The following is a 24,296-nucleotide window of genomic DNA, read 5'->3' as shown; positions in this document are numbered from 1 at the left end:
GTCTACTCCTTAAGCCACGTAGCACAGCACTTCGCCACCGACGCCGGTAGCACGTGCTTTGCGGTCGGTCATGACGCCTTGCGGGGTCGAAACGATAGCGACGCCCAGGCCGTTCATGACGGTTGGGATCTCGTTCTTGCCCTTGTAGACGCGCAGGCCTGGACGCGAGACGCGCTCGATGCGCTCGATGACCGGACGGCCGGTGTAATACTTCAAACCGATTTTCAGTTCCGACTTGCCACCTTCGGTGGACACGGCGAAATCTTCAATGTAACCCTCGTCCTTCAGGACGTTGGCAATGGCAACCTTGACTTTGGACGACGGCATTGCGACCGTGGTTTTCTGGACAACTTGTGCGTTGCGAATGCGGGTCAGCATATCGGCGATAGGATCGCTCATACTCATTGCATATTCTCCTATTACCAGCTGGCTTTGGTCATACCCGGGATTTCGCCTTTCATGGCGAACTCACGGACTTTGGTGCGGGCAAGACCGAATTTACGGAAAGTGCCACGTGGACGACCGGTGATTGCGCAGCGGTTACGCTGGCGGGTCGGCGCCGAGTTACGTGGCAGTGCCTGCAGTTTCAGGCGTGCTTCGTATTGCTCTTCTTCCGACTTCGACTGGTCGTTGATGATCGCTTTCAGAGCTGCACGCTTTGCGGCGAATTTCTCCACCAGGTCTGCACGCTTCTGTTCGCGGTTAATCAGTGCAAGTTTTGCCATGCTCTTAGTTCCTGAACGGGAATTTGAAGGCGGCGAGCAGCGCTTTGGCTTCTTCGTCGGTCTTAGCGGTGGTCGTGATCGAGATGTTCATGCCACGCAGCGCGTCGATCTTGTCGTAGTCGATTTCAGGGAAGATGATCTGTTCCTTGACGCCGATGTTGTAGTTGCCACGACCGTCGAACGATTTGCCGTTCACACCACGGAAGTCACGCACGCGCGGCAGGGCCACGGTGATGAAGCGATCCAGGAATTCGTACATGCGGTTACCGCGCAGGGTCACCATGGTACCGATCGGATAGCCTTCGCGGATCTTGAAACCTGCGATTGCCTTGCGCGACTTGGTGGTGACCGGCTTCTGGCCGGCGATCTTGGTCAGGTCGCCGGTTGCGTGCTCGAGCACTTTCTTGTCAGCGATCGCTTCACCGACACCCATGTTCAGGGTGATCTTGGTCAGACGCGGCACTTCCATCGCAGACTTGTAGCCGAATTTCTCGGTCAGTTCAGCGACGACTTTTTCTTTGTAAATATCTTGGAGACGGGCCATTTATTCTTACCCCTTCACTACTTCGCCGCTCGACTTGAAGACGCGGACTTTTTTGCCGTCCTGGTCTTTGAAGCCAACGCGATCTGCCTTGCCGGTCGCCGCGTTGAACAGCGCGACGTTCGACACGTGAATCGGCATAGTCTTGTCGACGATACCACCAGTAACACCGGTCATCGGGTTAGGCTTGGTCGCTTTTTTAGCGACGTTGACGCCCTCGACGATGACGTGTTCAGCGTCTACACGCTTCTGAACGACACCGCGCTTGCCCTTGTCTTTACCGGCCAGAACGATGACTTCGTCGTTTTTACGAATCTTATCCATGTCGAATCCTTACAGAACTTCAGGTGCCAGGGACACGATCTTCATGAACTTTTCAGTGCGCAGTTCGCGGGTCACTGGTCCGAAGATACGGGTACCGATCGGCTCCAGCTTGGCGTTCAGCAGGACGGCGGCATTGCCATCGAACTTGACCAGGGAACCATCCTGGCGGCGCACACCTTTGGCGGTACGCACAACCACGGCGTTGTAAATTTCACCTTTTTTGACACGACCACGTGGCGCAGCAACCTTGACGGTTACTTTGATCACGTCGCCAATGCTCGCATAACGGCGCTTGGAACCGCCCAACACCTTGATGCACAGAACTTCCTTTGCACCGGTGTTGTCGGCCACTTCGAGCCGGCTTTCGGTTTGAATCATAGTATTTTCTTTCCCAACTTAAGCCGAAGAAACCCCACGGCGAACCGTAGGCCTGCGGTCAGTCTTGGTCCCGCCATAACGCCCCTGCTGGAGCACTATGTTTGGGTGATGGACTTTCCAAATAACTTTCGTTACAGGCCGCAGTTACCGAGGGGGGACAAACTGCGGCAACACATGAACGAAGCCCGCTAGTATCCCAGATACCAGCGGGCCACGCAAGACAAATTTTAAGGCTTAGATGACCTGTGCTTCTTGCACAACGCGAGTCACCGTCCACGCTTTCGTCTTCGAGATCGGGCGACCTTCCGTGATCTCGACCGTGTCGCCGGTCTTGACCTGGTTGGTCTCGTCGTGCGCGTGATACTTGTTCGAACGCACGATGATTTTGCCGTACAGCGGGTGCTTCACGTGACGCTCGATCAGTACGGTCACCGTCTTGTCCATTTTGTCGGACACGACTTTGCCGACCAGCGTACGCTTCAGCGCCGTTTTAGTGGTGTCGTTCATTTGGCTTCCTTCTGGTTCATCACGGTCTTCACACGTGCGATGTCGCGACGTACTTTCTTGAGCTGCGAAGTGTTACCCAGCTGCTGGGTAGCGATTTGCATGCGCAGGCCGAACTGGGCCTTGAGCAGCTCATTCAGCTCCTTTTGCAGGGCTTCCTGGTCCTTGCCGAGGAGTTCCGATGCTTTCATATTCAACTCCTTTTATTGGCCGACCTGGCGGACCACGAAAGTGGTAGCCAGTGGCAGTTTGGCAGCGGCCAGGCGGAACGCTTCGCGTGCCAGTTCTTCAGCGACGCCGTCCATCTCGTACAGGACTTTGCCTGGCTGGATTTCAGCGACGTAGTATTCTGGATTACCCTTACCGTTACCCATACGGACTTCGGCCGGCTTGTTCGAAATCGGCTTGTCCGGGAAGATACGGATCCAGATACGGCCGCCACGCTTGATGTGACGGGTCATGGCGCGACGTGCCGCTTCGATCTGGCGTGCAGTGATACGGCCGCGGGCAACTGCCTTCAGACCGAATTCACCGAACGAGACCGCGGTGCCGCGGGTGTGCGAAATGCCGGTGTTACGGCCTTTCTGCTCTTTACGATACTTCCTGCGCGATGGTTGCAGCATGCTTATTCTCCTGCTTTCTCAGCTGGCGCAGCGGCGGCTGGGGTCGCCAGCTTGACGGCTGGGCGAGCACGCACGGTTGGCGCTGCAGTGGCTGGACGGGCGCCGCCGGCCGGACGTGGGCCGCGCGATGGCTTGCCATCGTCACGACGTGGACCGCGTGGCTTCTTGTCGTCCGGCGGGGTGTCGATGACTGGTGCTTCGCCGGTGACCGAACGGTCGCCCTTGTAGACCCAGACCTTGACGCCGATGATGCCGTAGGTGGTCGATGCTTCGCTGGTGCCGTAGTCGATATCGGCGCGCAGGGTGTGCAGAGGCACACGGCCTTCGCGGTACCATTCGGTACGTGCGATTTCGATGCCGTTCAGGCGGCCCGACGACATGATCTTGATGCCGACGGCACCCAGACGCATGGCGTTTTGCATGGCACGCTTCATCGCGCGGCGGAACATGATGCGCTTTTCCAGCTGCTGCGAAATCGAGTCGGCGATCAGTTGCGAATCGATCTCAGGCTTGCGGATCTCTTCGATGTTGACGTGCACGGGCACGCCCATGATCTTCGCCAGCGAAGTCTTCAGCACTTCGATGTCTTCGCCTTTTTTACCGATCACGACACCAGGACGCGACGAGTAAATGGTGAAGCGTGCATTCTTGGCTGGACGCTCGATGACGATGCGGCCGACCGAAGCGTTCTTCAGCTTCTTTTTCAGGAATGCGCGTGCTGCCAGATCTTCTTGCAGCATGTCGGCGAAGTTGCCGTTGCCAGCGTACCAGCGCGATGCCCAGTTACGGGTGACCGCCAGGCGGAAGCCGGTTGGGTGGATTTTCTGACCCATCGTATGACCCCTTAGTTACCGACAGTCACGTAAATGTGACAGGATTGTTTCGAAATGCGATCACCGCGGCCTTTGGCGCGAGCCGTAAAGCGCTTGAGGATCGGGCCCTTTTCAACATAGATCTGCACGACTTTCAGCTCGTCGATGTCGGCGCCATCGTTGTGTTCCGCGTTGGCGATAGCCGACTCGAGAACCTTCTTGATGATGGTCGCGCCCTTCTTCGGGCTGAACTGCAGAATGTTGAGTGCTGCGTCAACTTTCTTGCCGCGGATCAGGTCCGCAACGAGGCGGCCCTTTTGTTCCGACAGGCGCACGCCTTTGAGGATTGCTTTAGTTTCCATTATTTTTTCGCCTTCTTGTCAGCGGCGTGGCCCTTGAACGTACGGGTCAGCGCGAATTCGCCGAGCTTGTGGCCGACCATGTTCTCCGACACGTACACAGGCACGTGCAGCTTGCCGTTGTGCACAGCGATCGTCAGACCGATGAAGTCAGGCGTGATCGTCGAGCGGCGCGACCAGGTTTTTACTGGCTTTTTGTCTTTATTCGCTTGCGCGGTTTCGACTTTTTTCACCAGGTGGGCGTCAACAAACGGCCCTTTTTTCAATGAACGAGTCATGTGTTATCCCTTATTTCTTGCCGCGGCGCGAAACGATCATCGACGAAGTACGCTTGTTCGAACGCGTCTTCTTGCCCTTCGTCTGTTGGCCCCAAGGCGACACTGGATGACGACCAGCTGCGGTTTTACCTTCACCACCACCGTGCGGGTGATCGACCGGGTTCATGACCACACCGCGAACGGTAGGACGAACACCGCGCCAGCGCATCGCACCAGCTTTACCGATCTTGCGCAGGCTGTGTTCGGCATTGCCGACTTCGCCCACGGTCGCGCGGCACTCGATGTGCACGCGACGGACTTCACCCGAGCGCAGGCGGACCTGGGCGTAGGTGCCTTCACGGGCCATCAGCACGACGCCGGCGCCGGCGGTACGGGCCATCTGGGCACCCTTACCTGGCAGCATTTCGACGCAATGCATCACGGTACCGACCGGGATGTTACGGATTGGCAGGCAGTTACCCGACTTGATCGGCGCTTCCGAGCCGTTCATGACGCTGTCGCCGACAGCCATGCCTTTGGTGGCGATGATGTACGCACGATGACCATCCGCGTAGCACAGCAGAGCGATGTGCGCGGTACGGTTTGGATCGTATTCAATACGCTCGACCTTGGCCGGGATACCGTCCTTGTCGTTGCGCTTGAAGTCCACCATACGGTAGTGTTGCTTGTGACCACCACCGATGTGACGGGTGGTGATGTGGCCGTTGTTGTTACGGCCGGCAGTTTTCGATTTCTTTTCAACCAGTGCTGCGAACGGACGACCCTTGTACAGGCCTTCGGTCACAACTTTCACCATGCCGCGACGGCCTGGGGAGGTTGGCTTCATCTTAACGAGTGCCATTATTTAGCCTCCTCGACAAAATTGATTTCCTGACCCGGCTTCAGGGCCACGAAAGCGCGCTTGGTGTGGTTGCGACGACCGGTGAAACGGCCCGAACGCTTCTGCTTGCCTTCGCGGTTTGCGGTTTGCACCGATTCCACTTCGACTTTGAACAGCAGCTCGACGGCAGCCTTGATTTCTGGCTTGGTCGCATCCGGCAGAACCTTGAACACGATCTGTTCGTTCTTTTCAGCGACGAAGGTCGCCTTTTCGGAAATGACCGGAGCCAGCAGCACCTTCATCAGGCGCTCTTCGCTGAATTTGATTGCGGCGCTCATGCGTACATCTCCTCGATCTTGGCCAGTGCAGCTTTGGTGACCAGGACTTTTTTGTAGAACACCAGCGACATCGGATCAGCTGCTTTCGGCTCGACGACCAGCACGTGCGGCAGGTTACGCGAGGCGAGCAACAGGTTTTCTTCGATGGTGTCGGTGATCACCATGACCGATTCCAGGCCCATGCCCTGCAGCTTTTGGCTCAGCAGCTTGGTTTTTGGAGCGTCGATCGACAGGTTTTCGATAACGACCAGACGGCCTTCACGAGCCAGTTGCGAGAAGATCGAGCAGATACCTGCACGGAACATCTTCTTGTTGACTTTGTGGGTGAAGTTCTCGTCAGGCGAGTTCGGGAAGATGCGACCACCGCCGCGCCACAGTGGCGACGACGACATACCAGCACGAGCGCGGCCGGTACCTTTTTGGCGCCATGGCTTCTTCGTGGTGTGGTGGACTTCTTCACGGTCTTTCTGCTTGCGGTTACCGCTACGTGCGTTGGCAGCGTAGGCGACCACGACCTGGTGAATCAGTGCTTCGTTGTATTCGCGGCCGAACACGGTATCGGCGGCGGCTACGCCGGCGCCAGCTTGACCTTGCTCATTCAGGAGCTGAAGTTCCATAATTAAGCTCCTTTCTTGGCTTTGACTTTGACGGCTGGCTTGACAACCACTTGGCCGTTCTTGGCGCCAGGAACGGCACCCTTCACCAGCAGCAGTTGACGCTCAGCGTCGATACGAGCGACTTCCAGGTTCTGGGTGGTGACGGTGACGTCGCCCATGTGACCGGTCATGCGCTTGCCTGGGAACACGCGGCCTGGATCCTGCGCCATACCGATGGAGCCAGGAACATTGTGCGAACGCGAGTTACCGTGGGTAGCACGACCCGAGGCGAAGTTGTGACGCTTGATGGTACCGGCGTAGCCCTTACCGATCGAGGTGCCTTGCACGTCGATTTTCTGGCCCACTTCGAACATCGAAGTATCAATGGTGTCGCCGGCTTTGAGTTCAGCGGCTTGTGCGGATTCGATGCGGAATTCCTTCAGCATCGTACCGGCTTCCACGCCAGCTTTGGCGAAGTGACCGGCGGCGGCTTTGATCACGCGGGAAGCGCGACGTTGACCGAATACGACCTGAACAGCGGTATAACCGTCAGTTTCAGGAGTTTTGACTTGCGCAACACGGTTGTTCGACACGTCGAGCACGGTAACTGGGATCGAATCCCCGTCATCCGTGAAGATGCGCATCATGCCAACCTTGCGACCGAGAAGGCCCAGGCTCATTTTTTCTCCATTCCCACCTACGATTGGGCGGGGCTAATTTAACTACAGGAAAAGGTGCGGGCAAAAAAGATAAACCCATACCGAAGCCGGCTAGTATAGCGTGCAAAAAGGCTTGACGCAACAAGAGATTCGGGGGTATGTCGACCCTGTTGCGTTTTCCGCTGCACTTGGAGAAAGAAAGAAATCTGACCTGCTGGTCAGCGCAGAAAAGACAAAGGAACCGTCTTTTCTCTGCAGGCCTGGGAGGCCTGCGATCTGGAACTGCTAAGGAATTTTGGTGGGCGGTGCAGGATTCGAACCTGCGACCCCTTGGATGTCGACCAAGTATTCTAACCAACTGAACTAACCGCCCGGGGAGCCGAATTATACGATCGGTCCTGTGGGTTTTGCAATAGCTGTGTTGTGTGATTGTGAAAATAGTGCGCGGGCCATGTTCACGGCAGCGCTGCCGTATGGACACCCCTCCCCGCAAAGATGGAATATTCCGCGTGTACAATTGAATAATTAACGCCTACTATATTGGCGTGTCGATCGAAGCCCCGGCGCAGCGGTAGCGGCAGCACCGCTGGCTGCACCCCTGACAGAAAAGGAGTTCGTATGGCAATCAGTCTGCAAAAAGGCGGCAACGTCAACCTGAGCAAGGAAGCGCCCGGTCTCACCAAGGTCATCATCGGCCTGGGCTGGGATCCGCGCTCGACCGACGGCGCCGCGTTCGACCTCGACGGCAGCGCCTTCCTGCTCAAGTCCGATGCCAAGGTGCGCGGCGATACCGACTTCATTTTCTATAACAACCTGAAGTCGAGCGACGGCTCGGTCGTGCATGCAGGCGACAACACGACCGGCCAGGGCGCCGGCGACGACGAGAAGATCGCCATCGACCTGGCGGCGGTGCCCGCCGAGGTCGACAAGATCTCGTTCTGCGTCACCATCCACGACGCCGACGCGCGGCACCAGAACTTCGGCATGGTCGGCAAGGCCTATATCCGCTGCCTGAACGCGGCCGGCGAAGCCGAGATCGCGCGCTACGATCTGTCCGAAGACAGCTCGACCGAAACCGCCATGATCTTCGGCGAACTCTATCGCCACGGCGGCGAATGGAAATTCCGCGCCGTCGGCCAGGGCTTCAAGGGTGGCCTGGGCCCGCTGGCCCGCTCGTTCGGCGTCAGCGTCTGAGCCTTTTTACCGATCCCGCTTCACTGCGCCCGCGTTCCACCATGCGGGCGCCTGCCTCCACTTCTACTTAGGACTCCATGCGCGTCTGGTACAACAGGACGTTCTCGTCCGTCTACGCCGCCTTTACGCTGATCCGCCAGGCCGATACGGCCGGGCGTTTCACCATTATCCACAGCAATGCCAACCGCCACACCCCGGCCGCGCGCCTGGCGCACGAGTTCTACAACGAGCCGACCGGGCTGGAAGCGAACGCCTATGTCGACTGGTGTTTGGCCTTCTGCCGCGAGCACCGGATCGACATCTTCGTGCCGGGGCGCGAAGCGACCACCCTGGCGGCGCACCACGAGTGTTTCGAAGCGCTCGGCACGCGCGTGCTGAGCGCGGCTTCGCCGTCGAAGCTGCAGCTCATCCATGACAAGGCCGGCTTCTATGCCGAGACCGAGTTGCCGCAGGCGCCGGTGGCCGAGTTCCGCCACTTCGAGAACGTCGAACAGTTCGACGCCGCCTGGGGCCAGCTGCGCCCGCGCCATGCGAAGCTGTGCCTGAAGCCTTCGCGCTCGATCTATGGCCTGGGCTTTGCCGTCATCGACGAGGAGCGCTCCAGCGCCGCCCTGCTGCTGGCAGGCGTCGAATACCACATCGGCTATGCGGACCTGCGCCGCGGCCTGGCCGAGCTGGGGCAGTTCCGCAGCATGCTGCTGATGGAATTCCTCGATGGCCACGAGTACAGCGTCGACTGCGTGGGAGACAACGGCCGGCTGGTGGCGGCCGTGGCGCGCCGCAAGCTTGCCGCCGGCAGCGGCCAGCTGATCGACATGCGGCCCGACATCGTCGAGGCGAGCACGAAGCTGGCGCGCGACTATGGCCTGAACGGCATCTTCAACGTGCAGTTCCGCGAATCGGGCAAGGGCGAGGCGCGCCGTGTACGCCTGCTCGAGATCAATCCGCGCATGTCGGGCGGAATCGGCATGGCCTGTGCGGCCGGACCGAACCTGCCGTGGATTGCATTGAAGGGCTTCGCCGACGGCTTCGACACGGTCGCCGTGCCCGAGGTACGCAACGGCATGCGCGTGGTCGAGGTGGCGCAGGCAGTGGAGCTGGCATGAATGCCAAATCCGAACCGCTGGACCTCGTGCGCCGCAGCGTGGCCCTGCCCACAGGCCAGCTCGAGCTGACGCTCGACCAGGGCGTCGAGGAAGCCGACGCGCTGCTCGGCTTTGCCGCACGGGCGAACGCCAAGCGCGGCTTCCTGTTCCTCAGCAAGGTGCTGGGCAAGCACTGGCCGGTGAGACCATCGACCATGATCGGCATCCACGACCGCTTGGGCGCGACCGTACCAAATGTCGACGGCCCGGTGGTCTTCATCGCCATGGCCGAAACGGCGATCGGCCTGGGCCAGGGCGTGTTCGAAGCCTGGCTGCGCGCCCACCCGGGCCAGCCTGCCCTGTTCGTGCACACCACGCGCTACCGCGTGGGCACGGGACCGCTGATCGAATTCGAGGAAGCGCACAGCCACGCGCCGCGCCAGTTCCTTCACCTGCCGCAAGACCCCGCGCTGCAGGCGCTGCTGTTGAAAGCACGCACCCTGGTGCTGGTGGACGACGAGGCCAGCACCGGCAACACCTTCCTGAATCTGACGCAAGCCTGCCGCCGCCTGAACCCGGGTATCGAGCGCGTGCACCTGGCGACGATCACCAATTTCATGGGTGCGGCGGCGACCGAAGGTTTAAGCGAGCGTTTCGGCCTGCCGGTGAGCATGGGTGCGCTGGTCAGCGGCGAATACCGTTTCATGCCCGGCGAGTACACGGTGCCCGCGGGCGAAGCGCAGCGCTATGATCCTGACGCCGACCGCGGCGCCAGCACCCGTTTCGGACGCCTTGGTTTGTCTGGCGCCCTGCCCGCGGCGGAGGCGCTGGCGGTGCTGTTGTCCAGCGAATTCGCACCAGGTGCGTCGGTGCTGGTGCTCGGCACCGGCGAATTCATGCACGCAGCCATGCTGCTGGGCGCGGCGCTGGAACGGCACGGCATCGACGTGATGGTGCAGTCGACCACGCGCTCGCCCATCCTGACCTGGGGCGCAGTGGGCCATGCCTTGCGCTTCCCGGACAATTACGGCGAAGCCGTCGCCAATTTCATCTACAACGTCGCGCCCGGCCAGTACGATCACGTGCTGGTCTGCCACGAGACGGCGTCGAGCCCCGCGTTGCGCGAGCTGGCCGGCCTGTTGAAGGCGCGCCTGTTCCATTTCCTGACCGAGGACCAAGTTGAAGAAGTTCCTGTTCGCTGACCTGGACGACACGCTGTTCCAGACTTTCGAGAAGTGCAGCGGCGCCGAGGCGCTCGAGCCGGCCGCCTATTACAAGGACGGCAGCATCTGCTCGTACACCACCCGTGCCCAGCGTGCCTTCCTGGCCTTCGTGCAGGACGGGATGACGCTCATCCCGACCACCGCGCGCGACCTGGACGGCCTGCGCCGCGTGCACCTGCCTTTCGAGAGCTACGCCATCATCAATTACGGCGGCGTGGTGCTGCAACCCGACGGCAGCGCCTACCAGCCCTGGCTGGAAGGGATGCGCGATGCCATGCATGCCGCCCTGCCCGGCCTGCAGGAACTGGCGCTGCATATCGACGCATACGCGGCGCGCACCGGCTTAAAGGGGCGTGCGCGCATGATCGAGGATTTCGCCACGCCCTTCTTCCTGGTGGTGAAAGACCCGGACAAGCAGCACGAGCGCCTGGCGCCGATCGAACACGAGGTGGTGCGGCCGTGGATCGCGGACGGCAACCAGGACTATGTCGTCCACCGCAACGGCAACAACCTCGCCATCCTCCCGAAAGCGCTCGACAAGGCGCATGCCGTGGCCTGCGTGACCGAACTGCTGCGCGCCGAGCATGGCGACATTGTCACCTTCGGCATGGGCGACAGCCGCTCGGACGCGCCCTTCATGGCGGCCTGCGACTATGCGATCGTGCCGCGCGCCACCCAGCTGGCCCGCGTCACGGTGGGGGCGCTGTGAGCTTTTCGGGCAGCTACCGCAGCGGCGAGGTGGAATTCCTGCTCACGCCCCTTGAAGCGCAGGCATACACCAGCGTGCTTGAGAAGGAGCGCCTGATCCAGTCCGGGCAGCGGCATTACAGCCAGATGCTGTCGCCGGAAACGGTGCCGTCAAAACGCTACATGGCCCTGTTCGAAGAGGCCTGCCGCGCCAACAACGATCGCATGGCACAGGATTGCCTGCGGTTGGCGGCGCTGGTCGCGGCGCGGCGCGAGGGCGCGATCACCGTGGTGTCGCTGGCGCGCGCCGGCACGCCCGTGGGCGTGGTGGTCGCGCGCCTGCTGCGCGAGGTGTTCGGGCGCGCGGCTGTCCATTATTCGGTGTCGATCGTGCGTGACCGGGGCCTGGATGGCGCGGCGCTGCGGCACATCCTGGCCCAGGGCCATCGACCGGAATCGATCGTGTTCCTGGACGGCTGGACCGGCAAGGGCGTGATCGCGCGCGAGCTGGCGCTGTCGGTCTCCGCCTTCAATGCGGCCCATGGAAGCGGCATCGACCAGGGCCTGTACGTGCTGTCCGATCTGGCCGGCGCGGCTGCCTGTGCTGCGTCTGGCGAAGACTACCTGATCCCGTCGAGTATCCTGAACGCGACGGTATCGGGCCTGGTCAGCCGTACGGTGCTGGACGAGCGCATCGGCCCGCAGGACTTCCATGGCTGCGTGTATTACGGCGAGTATGCAGAGCACGACCAGTCGCAGCGCTTCGCCGATGCGCTGGTGGCGCAGGCAGCCGCACAGGCAGCAAGCGGCTTGCCGGATCCTGAGGCGCTCGACGCGAAGCTCGCCGGGGAGCGTTCGCGCGCCTACCTGGCGCGGGCCATGGCAGGCTACGGCGTCCAGGATGTCAATTTGATCAAGCCCGGCATCGGCGAAGCCACCCGGGTGCTGCTGCGCCGCGTGCCGCGCCTGCTGGTGCTGCGCCAGCGCGGCGCCCTAGAGGTCGCGCATCTGGAAGCGCTGGCTGAAGAAAAACAGGTGCCGGTCGAGATCGACCCGCTGCTCCCCTATCATGCTGTATCGCTCATCAGGAATGCATTAGATGGCTAACCGGATCAAGTCGATGGGCGCGTCGTTGTACGTGCCCGCCAATCATAAGGACCTGGCGCTAATCGCCAACGGCGAGAAACCGCCGCAAGCGCGCTCGCTGATCTTCTGCCTCGAGGACGCCATCGCCGAGCGTGAGCTGAGCTGGTCGCTGTTCAACCTGTCGGTGGTGCTGGCGAACATGCATGAAGAGATCGCGGCCGAGCGTTTCGTCCGGGTGCGCAATCCGGAAGTGATGGAGCGAGTGCTGGCGATGCCCGGGGTGGACAAGCTGACAGGCTTCGTGCTGCCGAAGGTCACCCGCCACAACTTCGACACCTATTTCCGCCTGGTGCGCGATACCGAACATGTCTTGATGCCGACGCTGGAGACGGCCGAGGTGTTCTGCGACAGCGAGATGCAGCAGCTGCGCGCCGTGTTCGATGCCCCGGGCGTGCGCCAGCGCATCCTGTGCCTGCGCATCGGCGGCAATGACCTGCTGGCCCTGCTCGGCCTGCGGCGGCCGCGCAGCATGACGATCTACCGCACGCCGCTGGGCCCCGTCATCGCGCGCCTGGTGACCACCTTCCGTCCCTATGGCTTCGCGCTGACCGCGCCGGTGTTCGAATACCTCGACCTGCCCGAGCTGCTCGACCAGGAGGTAGTGGAAGACCTGGCCTATGGCATGGTCGGCAAGACGGCGATCCACCCGACCCAGATCAGCCCCATCGAGCAGCACTACAAGGTGCGCCCGCAAGACCTGGCGGTGGCGCGCGCCATTCTGGATGACGCCAGCCCGGCCGTGTTCCGCATGGACGACGCCATGTGCGAAGTCGCCACTCACCGTGCCTGGGCCGAGCGCCTGGTCGAACAATCGCACCGCTTCGGCGCCCACGGCCTCGATACGGGACGCCGCACCTCTTTGGAAGGAGAACCGTCATGAACCAGTTCGCACGCGGACAAAAGGGAAAACTGTCAGACCTTGGCTGCGGCAGCGCATTCACGGTCGAGATCGAACTCCAGGCGCCCGGCATGTCCGTAGACGTATCCTGCTTCGGGCTGGATGCGTCGGATCGCCTGTCGGACGACCGCTACATGGTGTTCTACAACCAGCTGGCCAGCCCCGAGGGCGCGGTGCGCCTCGAATTGGGTGGCGCTGCTGCCCGCTTCGCGGTCAACCTCGACCTGCTGCCGGCATCGATCGCCAAGCTGGTATTCGTCGCGGCCATCGACAGCGCGCATACCATGCGCTCGCTCGGCGCCTGCTCCTTGAGCATCGGCAGCGCGCTGCGCTTCCCGTGGTCGGGCGCCGACTTCGGCGATGAAAAGGCAGTGATCGTGGCGGAACTGTACCGGCGCGACGGCACTTGGCGCTTCGGTGCGGTCGGCCAGGGCTTCAATGGCGGCCTGTCGGCGCTGCTGGCGCATTTCGGGGGCAGCGAGGCGGCGCCCACGCCGGCACCGGCTGCAACGCCTGCTCCTGCAGCGGCGTCTGCAAAAGTCTCGCTATCGAAAGTCACGCTGGAAAAGCGCGGCGACAAGGTCTCGCTCGACAAGCGCGCGGGAAAAGGCTTCGGCCGCATCCACGTGAACCTGAACTGGAACCAGTCGAATACGGCCGCGCCGCCGCAACCGGCCAAGACCGGCTTCTTCGACAAGCTGATCGCAGGTGCCGGCGCCGGCCGCAAGGGCCGCGGCGGCATCGACCTGGACCTGGGCTGCATGTACGAGCTGGCCGACGGCCGCCGCGGGCTGGTGCAGGCGCTCGGCAACTCCTGGGGCGACTTCGAGCGCGAGCCCTTCATCAAGCTCGATGCGGACGACCGCACCGGCGCAGTGAGCGGCGGCGAGAACCTGTACATCAACGGCGAGCGCTTCGACCAGATCCGCCGTGCGCTGATCTTCTCGTTCATCTACGAGGGTGTGCCCAACTGGGCCGCGACCGACGGGGTGGTGACGATCGCCGCGCCCGACCAGGCGCCGATCGAAGTGCGGCTCGACGGCGGCGGCAGCCAGATCATGTGCGCGATCGCCCTGATCGAGAACCGCGGCGGCAGCATGCAGGTGACCAAGCTGGCGGAGTACTTCCAGCAGTCCGGCGGCACCAGCGCGCACGAACTGATGGACCGCCACTTCGGCTTCGGCATGCGCTGGAAGACCGGCTCGAAAGGCTAAGCGGCGCGTACGTGGCCGGCCAGCAGTTCCGGCCGGTCCAGGTACATCAGCACATAGCGTGGCGCCTTGCGTGTCACCTGCCAGTGCAGCAGCGTGACGTCCGCATCCGGCTTGAGCACCAGGACGCAGTTGGGCTTGTCGAAAGGCGTCACCAGCAGAGTCTCGGATGCATGGATGCCATGGCGGCGGCGCCAGCGTTCGGGCGCTTCTTCCACCCTTTCGCAGCGCTCGACGGCGCTCAAGGGGATGCTGCCTTCGCTACGCGCGCCAACGTGCAGGTGCAGTGCGCCGCCGGCCAGCACATGGCTGCCGCCGCCCACATGCCAGCGGTCCCCCATGATCCATGCGAACGAATACACCACCCCGATGCCGCCGACCACGTGGATCAGCTGGCGCGTCTGCGCGTCGCTGATCCACAGGTTGATGAGCAGGACGTTGATCGGCAGTTCGAGGAGCAGCGCCACCATGGCCACGCCGATGGCCGTGCCGTAGGCGCCGCGGCGCAGGTAAGTGAGCGCCACGCCGTCCGGCACAGGCACCGACGCACGGCGCAGCAGCCATTGCGCAAAGCCGATCCACATCAGGCGGTCCAGCCGGAACCTGCCGACCAGCTCGGGCGGCAGGAATGCCGTGATTCGTTCGCGCCATCCGCTGGCAGCCTGGAAGCGGCCAAGCGCGTCAGGTGCGTGCGCGAGGTCTTTCGCAGCGACCAAGGCCAGCGGCAGCGCCAGGCCGAAGGGTCGCAGCGCTGCCGACAAGTCGGCAGGCAGGGCTTGCCTGGCCAGCATCAGCACGATGAAGGCAAGGTAGCCATAGCCCGCAAGCTGCAGCCAGGAAGCGCGGCGCAAGGTGGCGGCGGCATTGTTAAAGCTGTGACTGACCAGCATGCGTTCTCGCGTTGATGAGTTCTCTCGACCTCAACATATTAAGGAGGGGCGCACGGCATGGCAATTCACCAGCGGTAGACCGGCAAATTTTTACCAAATGGTAAAAATAATGACAAAGGCCGGGAGTTCTCGCGAACTTCCCGGCCTTTGCTTCGCGGCGCATTGCTGCGCCGGCGAAAATACGAATTACTGCAGCTTGATTTCGACGTCCACGCCAGCTGGCAGGTCCAGCTTCATCAGCGCGTCAACGGTCTTGTCGGTAGGATCAACGATGTCCATCAGGCGCTGGTGCGTACGGATTTCGAACTGGTCGCGCGAGGTCTTGTTGACGTGCGGCGAACGCAGGATGTCGAAACGCTGGATACGGGTTGGCAGTGGGACTGGGCCCTTGACCACGGCGCCGGTGCGCTTGGCGGTGTCGACGATTTCCAGTGCGGACTGGTCGATCAGCTTGTAGTCGAATGCCTTCAGGCGAATGCGGATTTTCTGGTTAGCGGACATGCTATTTCCTTTAAAAGAACGTTCCGGCTCGTAGCCGGCAATGTGTGTAAGGTGTTTCTGTACTGCTCAAGAGGCGGGAGTATATCACCCTTCCCTCTCATAAAGATGGGGACAGACCAAAAAGTCTGTCCCCACTTGTTGCCCCAGCGGGACAGCTGTCCCGTGGAGCGATCCAGCTAACCGAAATTAGCCCAGGATCTTGGCAACCACGCCGGCGCCGACGGTACGGCCGCCTTCGCGGATAGCGAAACGCAGGCCTTCTTCCATCGCGATCGGGTTGATCAGCTTGACGGTGATCGACACGTTATCGCCTGGCATGACCATTTCCTTGTCCGCTGGCAGCTCGATCGAGCCGGTCACGTCGGTGGTACGGAAATAGAACTGCGGACGGTAGTTGTTGAAGAACGGGGTGTGACGGCCGCCTTCATCTTTCGACAGAACGTAGATCTCGCCGGTGAAGTGGTTGTGCGGCTTGATCGAACCCGGCTTTGCCAGGACCTGACCACGCTGGACGTCTTCACGCTTGGTACCGCGCAGCAGCAGGCCGACGTTGTCGCCAGCTTGACCCTGGTCCAGCAGCTTGCGGAACATTTCCACGCCGGTGCAGATGGTCTTGACGGTGTCGATGATGCCGACGATTTCGATTTCTTCGCCAACCTTGATGATGCCGCGCTCGACACGACCGGTAACGACGGTGCCGCGACCCGAGATCGAGAACACGTCTTCCACTGGCATCAGGAAGGCGCCGTCAACAGCGCGCTCTGGCGTCGGGATGTAGGTGTCGAGTGCATGCGCCAGGGCGATGATGCAGTCTTCGCCCATCTCGCCCGGCTTGCCTTCGAGGGCCATACGTGCCGAACCCTTGATGATTGGCAGGTCGTCGCCTGGGAACTCGTACTTCGAGAGAAGCTCGCGGACTTCCATTTCGACCAGTTCCAGCAGTTCTGCGTCGTCGACCAGGTCGCACTTGTTCAGGAACACGATGATGTACGGAACGCCGACCTGACGCGCCAGCAGGATGTGCTCGCGGGTCTGTGGCATTGGGCCGTCAGCGGCCGAGCACACCAGGATCGCGCCGTCCATCTGCGCAGCACCGGTAATCATGTTCTTGATGTAGTCGGCGTGGCCTGGGCAGTCGACGTGCGCGTAGTGACGGTTTTCGGTCTCGTACTCGACGTGCGCGGTGTTGATGGTGATGCCGCGTGCTTTTTCTTCTGGAGCTGCATCGATCTGGTCGTATGCTTTTGCTTCGCCGCCGAATTTCTTCGACAGGACGGTTGCGATTGCTGCCGTCAGGGTGGTTTTGCCGTGATCAACGTGACCGATGGTGCCGACGTTGACGTGCGGCTTGTTCCGCTCGAATTTACCTTTTGCCATTTTTCGATCTTCCTTTAAATGAACTGTCTTACTTTATTTTTAACGGGGCAGGACACACGTCCCGCCCCCGCGGTATTACTTGGACTTTGCGGTGACGATGGCGTCAATCACGTGCTTCGGAGCTTCCGAGTAGTGCTTGAATTCCATCGTGTAGGTCGCACGACCCTGGGTCGCCGAACGCAGCGAGGTCGAGTAACCGAACATTTCCGACAGCGGGACTTCGGCCTTGATGATCTTGCCGCCGCCGCCTGGGATTTCGTCCATGCCCTGGACCATACCGCGACGCGACGACAGGTCACCCATCACCGAGCCAGCGTAGTCTTCCGGCGTTTCCACTTCCACGGCCATCATTGGCTCGAGGATGACTGGCGATGCTTTACGGCAGCCGTCCTTGAATGCCATCGAACCTGCCATACGGAACGCGTTCTCGTTCGAGTCGACGTCGTGGTACGAACCGAAGGTCACGGTGACTTTGACGTCAACGACCGGGTAACCAGCCAGCACGCCGGTGGTCAGGGTTTCGCGCACACCTTTTTCGACTGCAGGGATGTATTCGCGAGGAATCACACCGCCCTTGATGGCGTCGACGAACTCGAAGCCCTTGCCCGGCTCTTGCGGCTCGATGGTCAGGACTGCGTGGCCGTACTGGCCGCGACCGCCCGACTGCTTGACGAACTTGCCTTCGACGTCGGTGACCGTCTTGCGGATGGTTTCGCGGTAGGCAACCTGTGGCTTGCCGACGGTCGCTTCGACGCTGAATTCGCGCTTCATGCGGTCGACGATAATTTCCAGGTGCAGCTCGCCCATACCACCGATGATGGTCTGGCCCGATTCTTCATCGGTACGCACGCGGAACGACGGATCTTCCTGTGCCAGGCGGTTCAGCGCCAGGCCCATTTTTTCCTGGTCAGCCTTGGTCTTCGGCTCGACAGCCTGCTGGATGACCGGCTCAGGGAAGACCATCTTTTCCAGGGTGATGACCGACGAAGGATCGCACAGGGTTTCGCCCGTGGTCGCTTCTTTCAGGCCGACCGCTGCGGCGATGTCGCCTGCGTGGACTTCCTTGATCTCTTCGCGCTGGTTGGCGTGCATCTGCAGAATACGACCCAGGCGTTCTTTCTTGCCCTTGATCGGGTTGTAGACGGTATCGCCCGACTTGATCATGCCCGAGTAGACGCGGAAGAAGATCAGCTGGCCGACGAACGGGTCGGTCATGATCTTGAATGCCAGCGCCGAGAACTTCTCGTCGTCGGCTGCGCGGCGGGTGACCGGCTGGTCGTCCTCGTCGGTACCGCCGACTGGCGGGATGTCGACTGGCGACGGCAGGTATTCGATCACGCCGTCGAGCATGGCTTGCACGCCCTTGTTCTTGAACGCGGTGCCGCACATCATCGGGACGATTTCCGACGCGATGGTGCGCTGGCGCAGGGCGGCCTTGATCTCTTCTTCCGAGAGGTCGCCTTCGTCCAGGTACTTGTTCATCAGCTCTTCCGACGCTTCAGCGGCGGTTTCGACCAGCTTCTCGCGCCATTCGTTGGCTTGATCAACCAGCTCGGCCGGGATGTCGCGGTAGTCGAACTTCATGCCCTGCGAAGCGTCGTCCCAGAAGATTGCCTTCATCTTGACGAGGTCGACCACGCCCAGGAAGTTCTCTTCGGCGCCGATCGGGATCTGCAGAGGAATCGGGTTGGCCTTCAGGCGCGCGCGCATCTGGTCATAGACCTTGAAGAAGTTCGCACCGGTACGGTCCATCTTGTTGACGAAGGCCAGACGTGGGACTTTGTACTTGTTAGCCTGGCGCCACACGGTTTCCGACTGTGGCTGCACGCCGCCGACTGCGCAGTAAACCATGCAGGCGCCGTCGAGCACGCGCATCGAGCGTTCGACTTCAATGGTGAAGTCGACGTGGCCCGGGGTGTCGATGATGTTGATGTGGTGCGGCTCGAAATTGTTGGCCATACCTTTCCAGAAGCAGGTCGTCGCTGCCGAGGTAATGGTAATGCCGCGTTCCTGCTCCTGCTCCATCCAGTCCATCGTCGCGGCGCCATCGTGCACTTCGCCGATCTTGTGGTTCACGCCGGTGTAGAACAGGACGCGTTCGGTGGTGGTGGTTTTACCAGCATCGATGTGAGCGGAGATACCGATATTGCGGTAGCGCTCAATGGGGGTCTTGCGTGCCATAATTTTTCCTAAATCTTTGAATGGACAAAACCGGGCGGCATCTTGGAGTCAAAATGTGCCCGGCCTGAACAACAGATACTGCGGCCGCGCCCCCAGGGGAGTCTGGCCAATTGCTTAGAAGCGGAAGTGCGAGAACGCCTTGTTCGCTTCGGCCATGCGGTGCACTTCGTCACGACGCTTCATGGCGCCACCGCGCATTTCAGCCGCTTCCATCAGCTCACCGCCGAGGCGTTGTGGCATGGATTTTTCGCTGCGCTTGTTTGCGGCTTCGCGCAACCAACGCATGGACAGCGCCATACGGCGGACCGGACGAACTTCCACTGGCACCTGGTAGTTGGCGCCGCCGACACGGCGGGACTTGACTTCCACCAGCGGCTTGGCGTTGTTGATCGCGGTCACGAACACTTCCAGCGGGTCCTTGCCCGATTTGGTCTGGATGTATTCAAACGCACCGTAGATGATGTTTTCAGCGACCGACTTCTTGCCGGACAGCATCAGAACGTTGACGAACTTGGCGACATCGGTATTGCCGAATTTTGGATCTGGCAGGATCTCGCGCTTGGGTACTTCACGACGACGTGGCATTTCAATTCCTTTATCTTCAGTTGAGTGCTTTAGGGGCACTCGCGAGGGCCATCATGACCACTCACTTACTCGGCCTGACGGCCGGCTCAACTTAACTTTTAAATGTGACCCCGGTGTGACCGAGACCGCGTATTCCAGCTCCGCTATTACTTCTTCGCAGCCTTGGCACGCTTGGCGCCGTACTTCGAGCGAGCCTGCTTACGGTCTTTGACGCCCTGGGTATCCAGTGCACCGCGAACCATGTGGTAACGCACACCCGGCAAGTCTTTTACACGACCACCGCGCAGCAGGACAACACTGTGCTCTTGCAGGTTGTGGCCTTCACCGCCGATGTACGAAATGACTTCGAAACCGTTGGTCAGGCGAACTTTGGCGACTTTACGCAGAGCCGAGTTCGGCTTCTTTGGGGTCGTGGTGTACACACGGGTGCAGACACCGCGCTTTTGCGGGCAGTTTTCCAGTGCCGGCGACTTGCTCTTCACAACCGCGGCAACGCGCGGCTTGCGAATCAGTTGATTGATGGTTGGCATCGTTCCTAATCCAACAAAGTACTACAGTTGATAACCCGGACCGCTGTCCGGGGACTGAAACCTAGTCCCGCTCAGTTCCACAGCGCAGGCGACGAAAGCCACTCACCGAAGGAGCGGCTGCGAATGCGTATACGATGTGCAGAATAAAAACGAGAACTCGCGAGTATAGGCTTGATATGGCAAGGGGTCAACCGCTTTGGTGAGCAGCGAACCCGGCAGCGGGCCCAGGAGCCGGTTTACCGTGGAGGATGTGGCAAGCTTGCTACAAGTGTTCGCCATCCCGGCTCTACCCGTAGCGCGCCCGCTAGCGTTTCTGCCGATAAAGACGGCTGCCGCCAAAGTGAGCATAATAGCCGTTTTTCCCGCCTGCCGAGCCGATGTCCCGCCTGTTGCACCGATTGCCGCCTGCGCTGCTGCGCCCTGCCAACCTCTACCTGCTGCTGAGCTATGCGTTGCTGTCGGCCATGCCCTTCGCCGGGCAGCTGTTGGGCACGCCGCTGGAAGACCCGTGGCAGTTGCTGGGCGCCGGGCTGTTCGCCTGGATGGCGGCCTGGGCCCTGTTCAAGCGTCCCGCCTGGTTCCACTGGGCGCTGCTGCCGGCCTTCCTTGCGCTGCCGACCGAGCTCTACCTGCTTACTTATTATGGCCAGGGCATCTCGACCCACCACCTCGGTGTGATCGCCGAAACCAGCCCCAGCGAGGCGCTGGAATTCGTTGGCGGCAAAGCCTGGCTGCTCGGCGCGGTCATCATTGCCGTGCTGCTATGGTTCGGCTCGACCTGGATGGTGGCCTGCCGCACCCGCGCTTTCGACTGGACCGACCGCTCGCGCTGGGTAGTGCTGGCGGTACTGGGCAGTTGCGCGGCGGTGCTGGCCTATGGGCACAAATATGGCGTTGCGCAGCGGGTGAGCGCATCGTCAAGCGCGTCGGCAGCCGCCACCGCCCGGCCGCCGGCGCTGCCGCACTGGGCCAGGCTGCCTTTTGATCTCGGCATCTTCTCGCGCTCCTGGCCTTTTGGATTGACCGCGCGCGGCGTCGACTTCTATAAAGAGCGCATCTACCTGGCGGAACTGAACCGGCGCAGCGCGGCCTTCCGCTTCGGCGCGCACCAGGCGGGCGACGCGCATGCGCCGCAGGTGGTGGTACTGGTGCTGGGAGAATCCTCACGCTACGACCGCTGGAGCCTGAACGGCTACGAACGCGACACCAATCCGCTGCTGGCGAAAGAAAACAACCTCGTCATGCTGCAGGACGTGATCACCCCGGTGTCGGCCACCCGCCTGTCGGTCCCGGTGATCATCTCGCGCAAGCCCGCCATGCAAAGCCTGAAGGACGGCTTCTCCGAAAAATCGATGCTGTCGGCTTTCAGGGAAGCCGGCTTCAAGACCTTCTGGATCTCGAACCAGGTCTCGTTCGGCAAGTTCGACACGCCGGTATCGGTGTTCGCCAAGGAAGCGGACGACGTCCAGTTCCTGAACCTTGGCGGTTTTTCAGGCGTCTCGAACCACGACGACGTACTGCTCGCGCCGCTGCGGCGCGCAATCGCAGACCCGGCGCAAAAAGTCCTGGTGGTGCTGCATACGCTGGGCAGCCACTGGAACTACGCCCACCGCTACCCGAAGGAGTTTGACCGCTGGCACCCCTCGCTCACGGGAATCGCCAAGCCGGACGTCACCGACACCCGCATCGAGCCGCAGATCAACAACAGTTACGACAGCGCGATCCTGTACACCGACTGGTTCCTGTCGAACGTGATCGGGGTGCTCAAGGAATCGAAGCTGCCGTCCTCGCTGCTCTACGTGGCCGACCATGGCCAGACGCTCTACGACAAGTCGTGCAAGATCGCCTTCCACGGCCATAACACGCAGTACGAATTCCACATCCCGGCCTTCGTCTGGTATTCCAGCACCTATGCCGAGCGCTTCCCCGCCAAGGTCGAACAGCTGCAGCGCCATCGCCAGGCCAGGCTCTCGACCGAGAACATGTTCCACACGGTGCTCGACATGGCCGACGTCCGCTATCCGGGCGAGCGGCTCGAATGGAGTTTCATGAGCCCGGAATTCAAGCGCCACAAGCGCTATGTCGACAGCTATGGCTGGACCGACTACGACGACGCCACCATGCGCGGCGACTGCCGCGAGGTGATCGCGCGCGGCAAGCCGCTCAAGCGCAACTGAGCGCCTTCGGGGCCGGGGCCGGTTCTGATTCCGGCTCGGCCAAGTGCTCGCTGAGCCAGCGCGCCACCTCCGCCGCCCTGTCCTCGATCCCGGCGCCAAACCCCTGCGTGGCCAGCAGCGCGATACCGTTCGGGTTGCGCAACACGCCCGGATTCACCACTGGGCTGCCGCTGGAAGTATCGATGCGCAGCGGCTCAAGCCGGCCATGCAGCAGGCGCGCCAGCACCAGGTTGTGCGAGGAGACCAGCACCAGGTCGCGCGCGCACAGGGTTTCCAGCACCGCGGCGGCGGCCGACACCGATTCCAGGTGATTGGTGCCGCGGAAAACCTCGTCGACCAGGCAGATGCCGGCCGGCGCGCCACTGGCGGTCAACAGTTCGCGGGCACGCCGCAGTTCCGACATATACAGACTTTCGCCCCCTAGCAGCGAATCCTCGTTCTGCATGCTGGCCCGCACCGGCACCGCCGGCAGGCGCGCTGCTTTCGCGTAGCAGAAGCCGAAGGCGCGCGCCACCACCAGGTTCAGGCCCACCATGCGTAGAAACGTGCTCTTGCCCGATGCGTTCTGGCCCGAGATGAAGGCGCCCTGGCCGTCGAGGGCCACCGACAGCGCGGTCGGCTTCTCCATTAACGGGTGCACGCCGTCCTGCAGCTCGAGCGTACGCGCCGGCGTGCGCTCGGCCCGGCACCAGTGGTCCAGGCCGCGCAGGTGGCGCCCCAATGCCACGTCGGCTTCCAGTTCGGCAGTGCGCAGGTAGACGGCGCGCAGGAAGTCGCGCGCCTCGTACACGGCGCGCATGGTCTTCCAGTAGCGGCGCACGTTCCACGCGCCGAACCAGTTGGCATAGGCAGCCCCGCCCGGGATCATGCGCATCAGGACCGAGCGACCGACCCGCTTGTGCAGGCGCGCGGCGGGGCCTTGCGCGTCGACGAAAGGCGCCAACAGCGGGCCGCCGAGCTCCGCCAGCTTGTGGCTGGCTGCCAGCAGGGCGTTCAGGCTGTTCAGGGTAGCCGTCCACAGTTCGATGCGGCGGTGGTAGCTGATCTGCAGCGCCATCAAGGGCACCAGGGCGGCGAGCGTCGCCATCCAGCCGAGCGGCTGCGTCGCCAGCAAGGCCAGGGATCCCAGCAGGAGCAGCGGCAACGTCCACAGCCAGCGTGCCCAGGATGGCGCCTCGGGGCCTTCGGCGCCGAACAGCAGGCCGGCCAGCTCGGTGTCGGCATGGCGTAGGGGCAGCAGGGCTGTCGTCATGGCATCGAGGCGCGCCGGATCGGCCAGCAGGCCGCGCAGTCGCTCGCTTAGGGCCGCGCATTCGGTGTCGTCAACGCCCGCACGCAGGCGCCGATGCAGCATCTGGCGCCCGAAGATGCTGCTGCCCTGCGCCAGTTTGTCTTCATACGATTCGAGCAGCAGGTCTTGCCAGGTCTGGTCGTCGAGCGCGGTGCGTTCGTCGTGCCCGGCTCGGTGCAGGCGCCCTATTTCTTCCGGCGTAAAAAAATGCGCTGGCGGTTCGCGGCCAGCTGCCGGCTGCAAATCGTCGGGCAGCAGGTTCAATAGGGAGTCAAACAGGGAAGCAAGCTTGGGAGGCATGGGCTGGAAAAGGCGGAGGCGACGCAGGATCTTAACAGCCCGTCAATACCGAATGTTCAAGCT

At 61.7% G+C, this 24,296-nt stretch carries 30 protein-coding genes and 1 tRNA gene; 8 read left to right on the top strand and 23 right to left on the bottom strand.

Features of this window, described 5'->3' with window-relative positions:
* Positions 1-9 precede the first annotated feature (9 nt).
* The 16 genes from rpsH to AC56K1_RS14455 form a co-directional block, all read right to left on the bottom strand.
* The gene (gene rpsH, locus AC56K1_RS14530; RefSeq protein ID WP_171085175.1) at positions 10-405 is read right to left on the bottom strand and encodes a 30S ribosomal protein S8; all 396 of its coding nucleotides are present in this window, start codon (positions 403-405) and stop codon (positions 10-12) included.
* A gap of 14 nt (positions 406-419) precedes the next feature.
* A complete protein-coding gene (gene rpsN / locus AC56K1_RS14525; protein ID WP_091877215.1) occupies positions 420-725 on the bottom strand; it encodes a 30S ribosomal protein S14 in 306 nt (101 codons plus the stop codon).
* A 4-nt stretch (positions 726-729) separates the two neighbouring features.
* A complete protein-coding gene (gene rplE, locus AC56K1_RS14520; RefSeq protein ID WP_497131571.1) occupies positions 730-1,269 on the bottom strand; it encodes a 50S ribosomal protein L5 in 540 nt (179 codons plus the stop codon).
* Between the two features lie 6 nt (positions 1,270-1,275).
* On the bottom strand, positions 1,276-1,590 hold the full coding sequence (gene rplX / locus AC56K1_RS14515) for a 50S ribosomal protein L24 (protein WP_091877211.1): 315 nt from the start codon (positions 1,588-1,590) through the stop codon (positions 1,276-1,278).
* A gap of 9 nt (positions 1,591-1,599) precedes the next feature.
* Entirely contained in the window at positions 1,600-1,968 is a 369-nt protein-coding gene (gene rplN, locus AC56K1_RS14510; RefSeq protein ID WP_155436388.1) for a 50S ribosomal protein L14, read from the bottom strand.
* A gap of 234 nt (positions 1,969-2,202) precedes the next feature.
* On the bottom strand, positions 2,203-2,475 hold the full coding sequence (rpsQ, locus tag AC56K1_RS14505) for a 30S ribosomal protein S17 (protein WP_258826434.1): 273 nt from the start codon (positions 2,473-2,475) through the stop codon (positions 2,203-2,205).
* A complete protein-coding gene (rpmC, locus tag AC56K1_RS14500; RefSeq protein WP_091877207.1) occupies positions 2,472-2,663 on the bottom strand; it encodes a 50S ribosomal protein L29 in 192 nt (63 codons plus the stop codon). Before rpmC ends, rpsQ begins: the two co-directional genes overlap by 4 nt.
* Positions 2,664-2,675: 12 nt before the next feature.
* Positions 2,676-3,095 (bottom strand): 50S ribosomal protein L16, encoded by a 420-nt coding sequence (gene rplP, locus AC56K1_RS14495; protein ID WP_005663456.1) that lies wholly within the window; start codon positions 3,093-3,095, stop codon positions 2,676-2,678.
* 2 nt (positions 3,096-3,097) lie between these two features.
* The gene (rpsC, locus tag AC56K1_RS14490; RefSeq protein ID WP_497158522.1) at positions 3,098-3,928 is read right to left on the bottom strand and encodes a 30S ribosomal protein S3; all 831 of its coding nucleotides are present in this window, start codon (positions 3,926-3,928) and stop codon (positions 3,098-3,100) included.
* A gap of 11 nt (positions 3,929-3,939) precedes the next feature.
* Positions 3,940-4,272: a 50S ribosomal protein L22 gene (gene rplV, locus AC56K1_RS14485; RefSeq protein WP_171085678.1), complete on the bottom strand. Its 333-nt coding sequence runs from the start codon at positions 4,270-4,272 to the stop codon at positions 3,940-3,942.
* Complete coding sequence (rpsS, locus tag AC56K1_RS14480; protein WP_182990704.1) at positions 4,269-4,544, bottom strand: 30S ribosomal protein S19; 276 nt, start codon at positions 4,542-4,544, stop codon at positions 4,269-4,271. The genes rplV and rpsS overlap by 4 nt, the downstream gene beginning before the upstream one ends.
* A 10-nt stretch (positions 4,545-4,554) precedes the next feature.
* On the bottom strand, positions 4,555-5,385 hold the full coding sequence (gene rplB, locus AC56K1_RS14475) for a 50S ribosomal protein L2 (RefSeq protein ID WP_489874421.1): 831 nt from the start codon (positions 5,383-5,385) through the stop codon (positions 4,555-4,557).
* Entirely contained in the window at positions 5,385-5,702 is a 318-nt protein-coding gene (rplW, locus tag AC56K1_RS14470) for a 50S ribosomal protein L23 (RefSeq protein ID WP_171085187.1), read from the bottom strand. The genes rplB and rplW overlap by 1 nt, the downstream gene beginning before the upstream one ends.
* On the bottom strand, positions 5,699-6,319 hold the full coding sequence (gene rplD, locus AC56K1_RS14465; protein WP_489874422.1) for a 50S ribosomal protein L4: 621 nt from the start codon (positions 6,317-6,319) through the stop codon (positions 5,699-5,701). Before rplD ends, rplW begins: the two co-directional genes overlap by 4 nt.
* 2 nt (positions 6,320-6,321) lie before the next feature.
* Complete coding sequence (rplC, locus tag AC56K1_RS14460; protein ID WP_171085191.1) at positions 6,322-6,978, bottom strand: 50S ribosomal protein L3; 657 nt, start codon at positions 6,976-6,978, stop codon at positions 6,322-6,324.
* A 275-nt stretch (positions 6,979-7,253) separates the two neighbouring features.
* A tRNA-Val gene (locus AC56K1_RS14455) sits at positions 7,254-7,330 on the bottom strand.
* Between the two features lie 245 nt (positions 7,331-7,575).
* Here AC56K1_RS14455 and AC56K1_RS14450 point away from each other — a divergent pair.
* The 7 genes from AC56K1_RS14450 to AC56K1_RS14420 all read left to right on the top strand — a co-directional run bounded on the left by AC56K1_RS14450 (position 7,576) and on the right by AC56K1_RS14420 (position 14,404).
* Positions 7,576-8,151 (top strand): TerD family protein, encoded by a 576-nt coding sequence (locus AC56K1_RS14450; RefSeq protein ID WP_497158521.1) that lies wholly within the window; start codon positions 7,576-7,578, stop codon positions 8,149-8,151.
* 77 nt (positions 8,152-8,228) lie between these two features.
* On the top strand, positions 8,229-9,257 hold the full coding sequence (locus tag AC56K1_RS14445; protein WP_497158520.1) for an ATP-grasp domain-containing protein: 1,029 nt from the start codon (positions 8,229-8,231) through the stop codon (positions 9,255-9,257).
* Positions 9,254-10,438 carry a phosphoribosyltransferase domain-containing protein gene (locus AC56K1_RS14440; protein WP_497158519.1) on the top strand — a complete coding sequence of 395 codons (1,185 nt, stop codon included), beginning with the start codon at positions 9,254-9,256 and terminating at the stop codon, positions 10,436-10,438. Before AC56K1_RS14445 ends, AC56K1_RS14440 begins: the two co-directional genes overlap by 4 nt.
* Positions 10,416-11,168 carry an HAD family hydrolase gene (locus tag AC56K1_RS14435; RefSeq protein WP_497158518.1) on the top strand — a complete coding sequence of 251 codons (753 nt, stop codon included), beginning with the start codon at positions 10,416-10,418 and terminating at the stop codon, positions 11,166-11,168. Before AC56K1_RS14440 ends, AC56K1_RS14435 begins: the two co-directional genes overlap by 23 nt.
* On the top strand, positions 11,165-12,253 hold the full coding sequence (locus AC56K1_RS14430) for a cysteine protease StiP family protein (RefSeq protein ID WP_497158517.1): 1,089 nt from the start codon (positions 11,165-11,167) through the stop codon (positions 12,251-12,253). Before AC56K1_RS14435 ends, AC56K1_RS14430 begins: the two co-directional genes overlap by 4 nt.
* Positions 12,246-13,172: an HpcH/HpaI aldolase/citrate lyase family protein gene (locus AC56K1_RS14425; RefSeq protein ID WP_497158516.1), complete on the top strand. Its 927-nt coding sequence runs from the start codon at positions 12,246-12,248 to the stop codon at positions 13,170-13,172. The genes AC56K1_RS14430 and AC56K1_RS14425 overlap by 8 nt, the downstream gene beginning before the upstream one ends.
* Positions 13,169-14,404, top strand: a complete 1,236-nt coding sequence (locus AC56K1_RS14420; RefSeq protein WP_497158515.1) for a TerD family protein — start codon at positions 13,169-13,171, stop codon at positions 14,402-14,404. Before AC56K1_RS14425 ends, AC56K1_RS14420 begins: the two co-directional genes overlap by 4 nt.
* On the opposite strand, the gene AC56K1_RS14415 is transcribed toward AC56K1_RS14420, so the two are convergent.
* The 6 genes from AC56K1_RS14415 to rpsL all read right to left on the bottom strand — a co-directional run bounded on the left by AC56K1_RS14415 (position 14,401) and on the right by rpsL (position 20,465).
* On the bottom strand, positions 14,401-15,291 hold the full coding sequence (locus AC56K1_RS14415; protein ID WP_497158514.1) for a hypothetical protein: 891 nt from the start codon (positions 15,289-15,291) through the stop codon (positions 14,401-14,403). The two genes, AC56K1_RS14420 and AC56K1_RS14415, sit on opposite strands and share 4 nt — an antisense overlap.
* A 186-nt stretch (positions 15,292-15,477) precedes the next feature.
* On the bottom strand, positions 15,478-15,792 hold the full coding sequence (gene rpsJ / locus AC56K1_RS14410) for a 30S ribosomal protein S10 (protein ID WP_091877180.1): 315 nt from the start codon (positions 15,790-15,792) through the stop codon (positions 15,478-15,480).
* Positions 15,793-15,978: 186 nt separating this feature from the next.
* Positions 15,979-17,169 carry an elongation factor Tu gene (gene tuf / locus AC56K1_RS14405; protein WP_497158513.1) on the bottom strand — a complete coding sequence of 397 codons (1,191 nt, stop codon included), beginning with the start codon at positions 17,167-17,169 and terminating at the stop codon, positions 15,979-15,981.
* A gap of 75 nt (positions 17,170-17,244) precedes the next feature.
* Positions 17,245-19,350, bottom strand: a complete 2,106-nt coding sequence (fusA, locus tag AC56K1_RS14400) for an elongation factor G (RefSeq protein ID WP_497158512.1) — start codon at positions 19,348-19,350, stop codon at positions 17,245-17,247.
* A gap of 114 nt (positions 19,351-19,464) precedes the next feature.
* The gene (gene rpsG / locus AC56K1_RS14395) at positions 19,465-19,935 is read right to left on the bottom strand and encodes a 30S ribosomal protein S7 (protein WP_171085213.1); all 471 of its coding nucleotides are present in this window, start codon (positions 19,933-19,935) and stop codon (positions 19,465-19,467) included.
* Positions 19,936-20,081: 146 nt separating this feature from the next.
* The gene (gene rpsL / locus AC56K1_RS14390) at positions 20,082-20,465 is read right to left on the bottom strand and encodes a 30S ribosomal protein S12 (protein ID WP_091877422.1); all 384 of its coding nucleotides are present in this window, start codon (positions 20,463-20,465) and stop codon (positions 20,082-20,084) included.
* 377 nt (positions 20,466-20,842) lie between these two features.
* Here rpsL and AC56K1_RS14385 point away from each other — a divergent pair, with 377 nt between their 5' ends.
* Positions 20,843-22,642: a phosphoethanolamine transferase gene (locus AC56K1_RS14385; RefSeq protein WP_497158511.1), complete on the top strand. Its 1,800-nt coding sequence runs from the start codon at positions 20,843-20,845 to the stop codon at positions 22,640-22,642.
* On the opposite strand, the gene AC56K1_RS14380 is transcribed toward AC56K1_RS14385, so the two are convergent.
* Positions 22,629-24,197: a MutS-related protein gene (locus AC56K1_RS14380; protein WP_497158510.1), complete on the bottom strand. Its 1,569-nt coding sequence runs from the start codon at positions 24,195-24,197 to the stop codon at positions 22,629-22,631. The genes AC56K1_RS14385 and AC56K1_RS14380 overlap by 14 nt on opposite strands.
* Positions 24,198-24,296: the final 99 nt, after the last annotated feature.

It is taken from the genome of Telluria sp. ZB4P37 (genome assembly GCF_059685855.1).
This window is presented reverse-complemented; position numbering and strand designations above follow the sequence as displayed.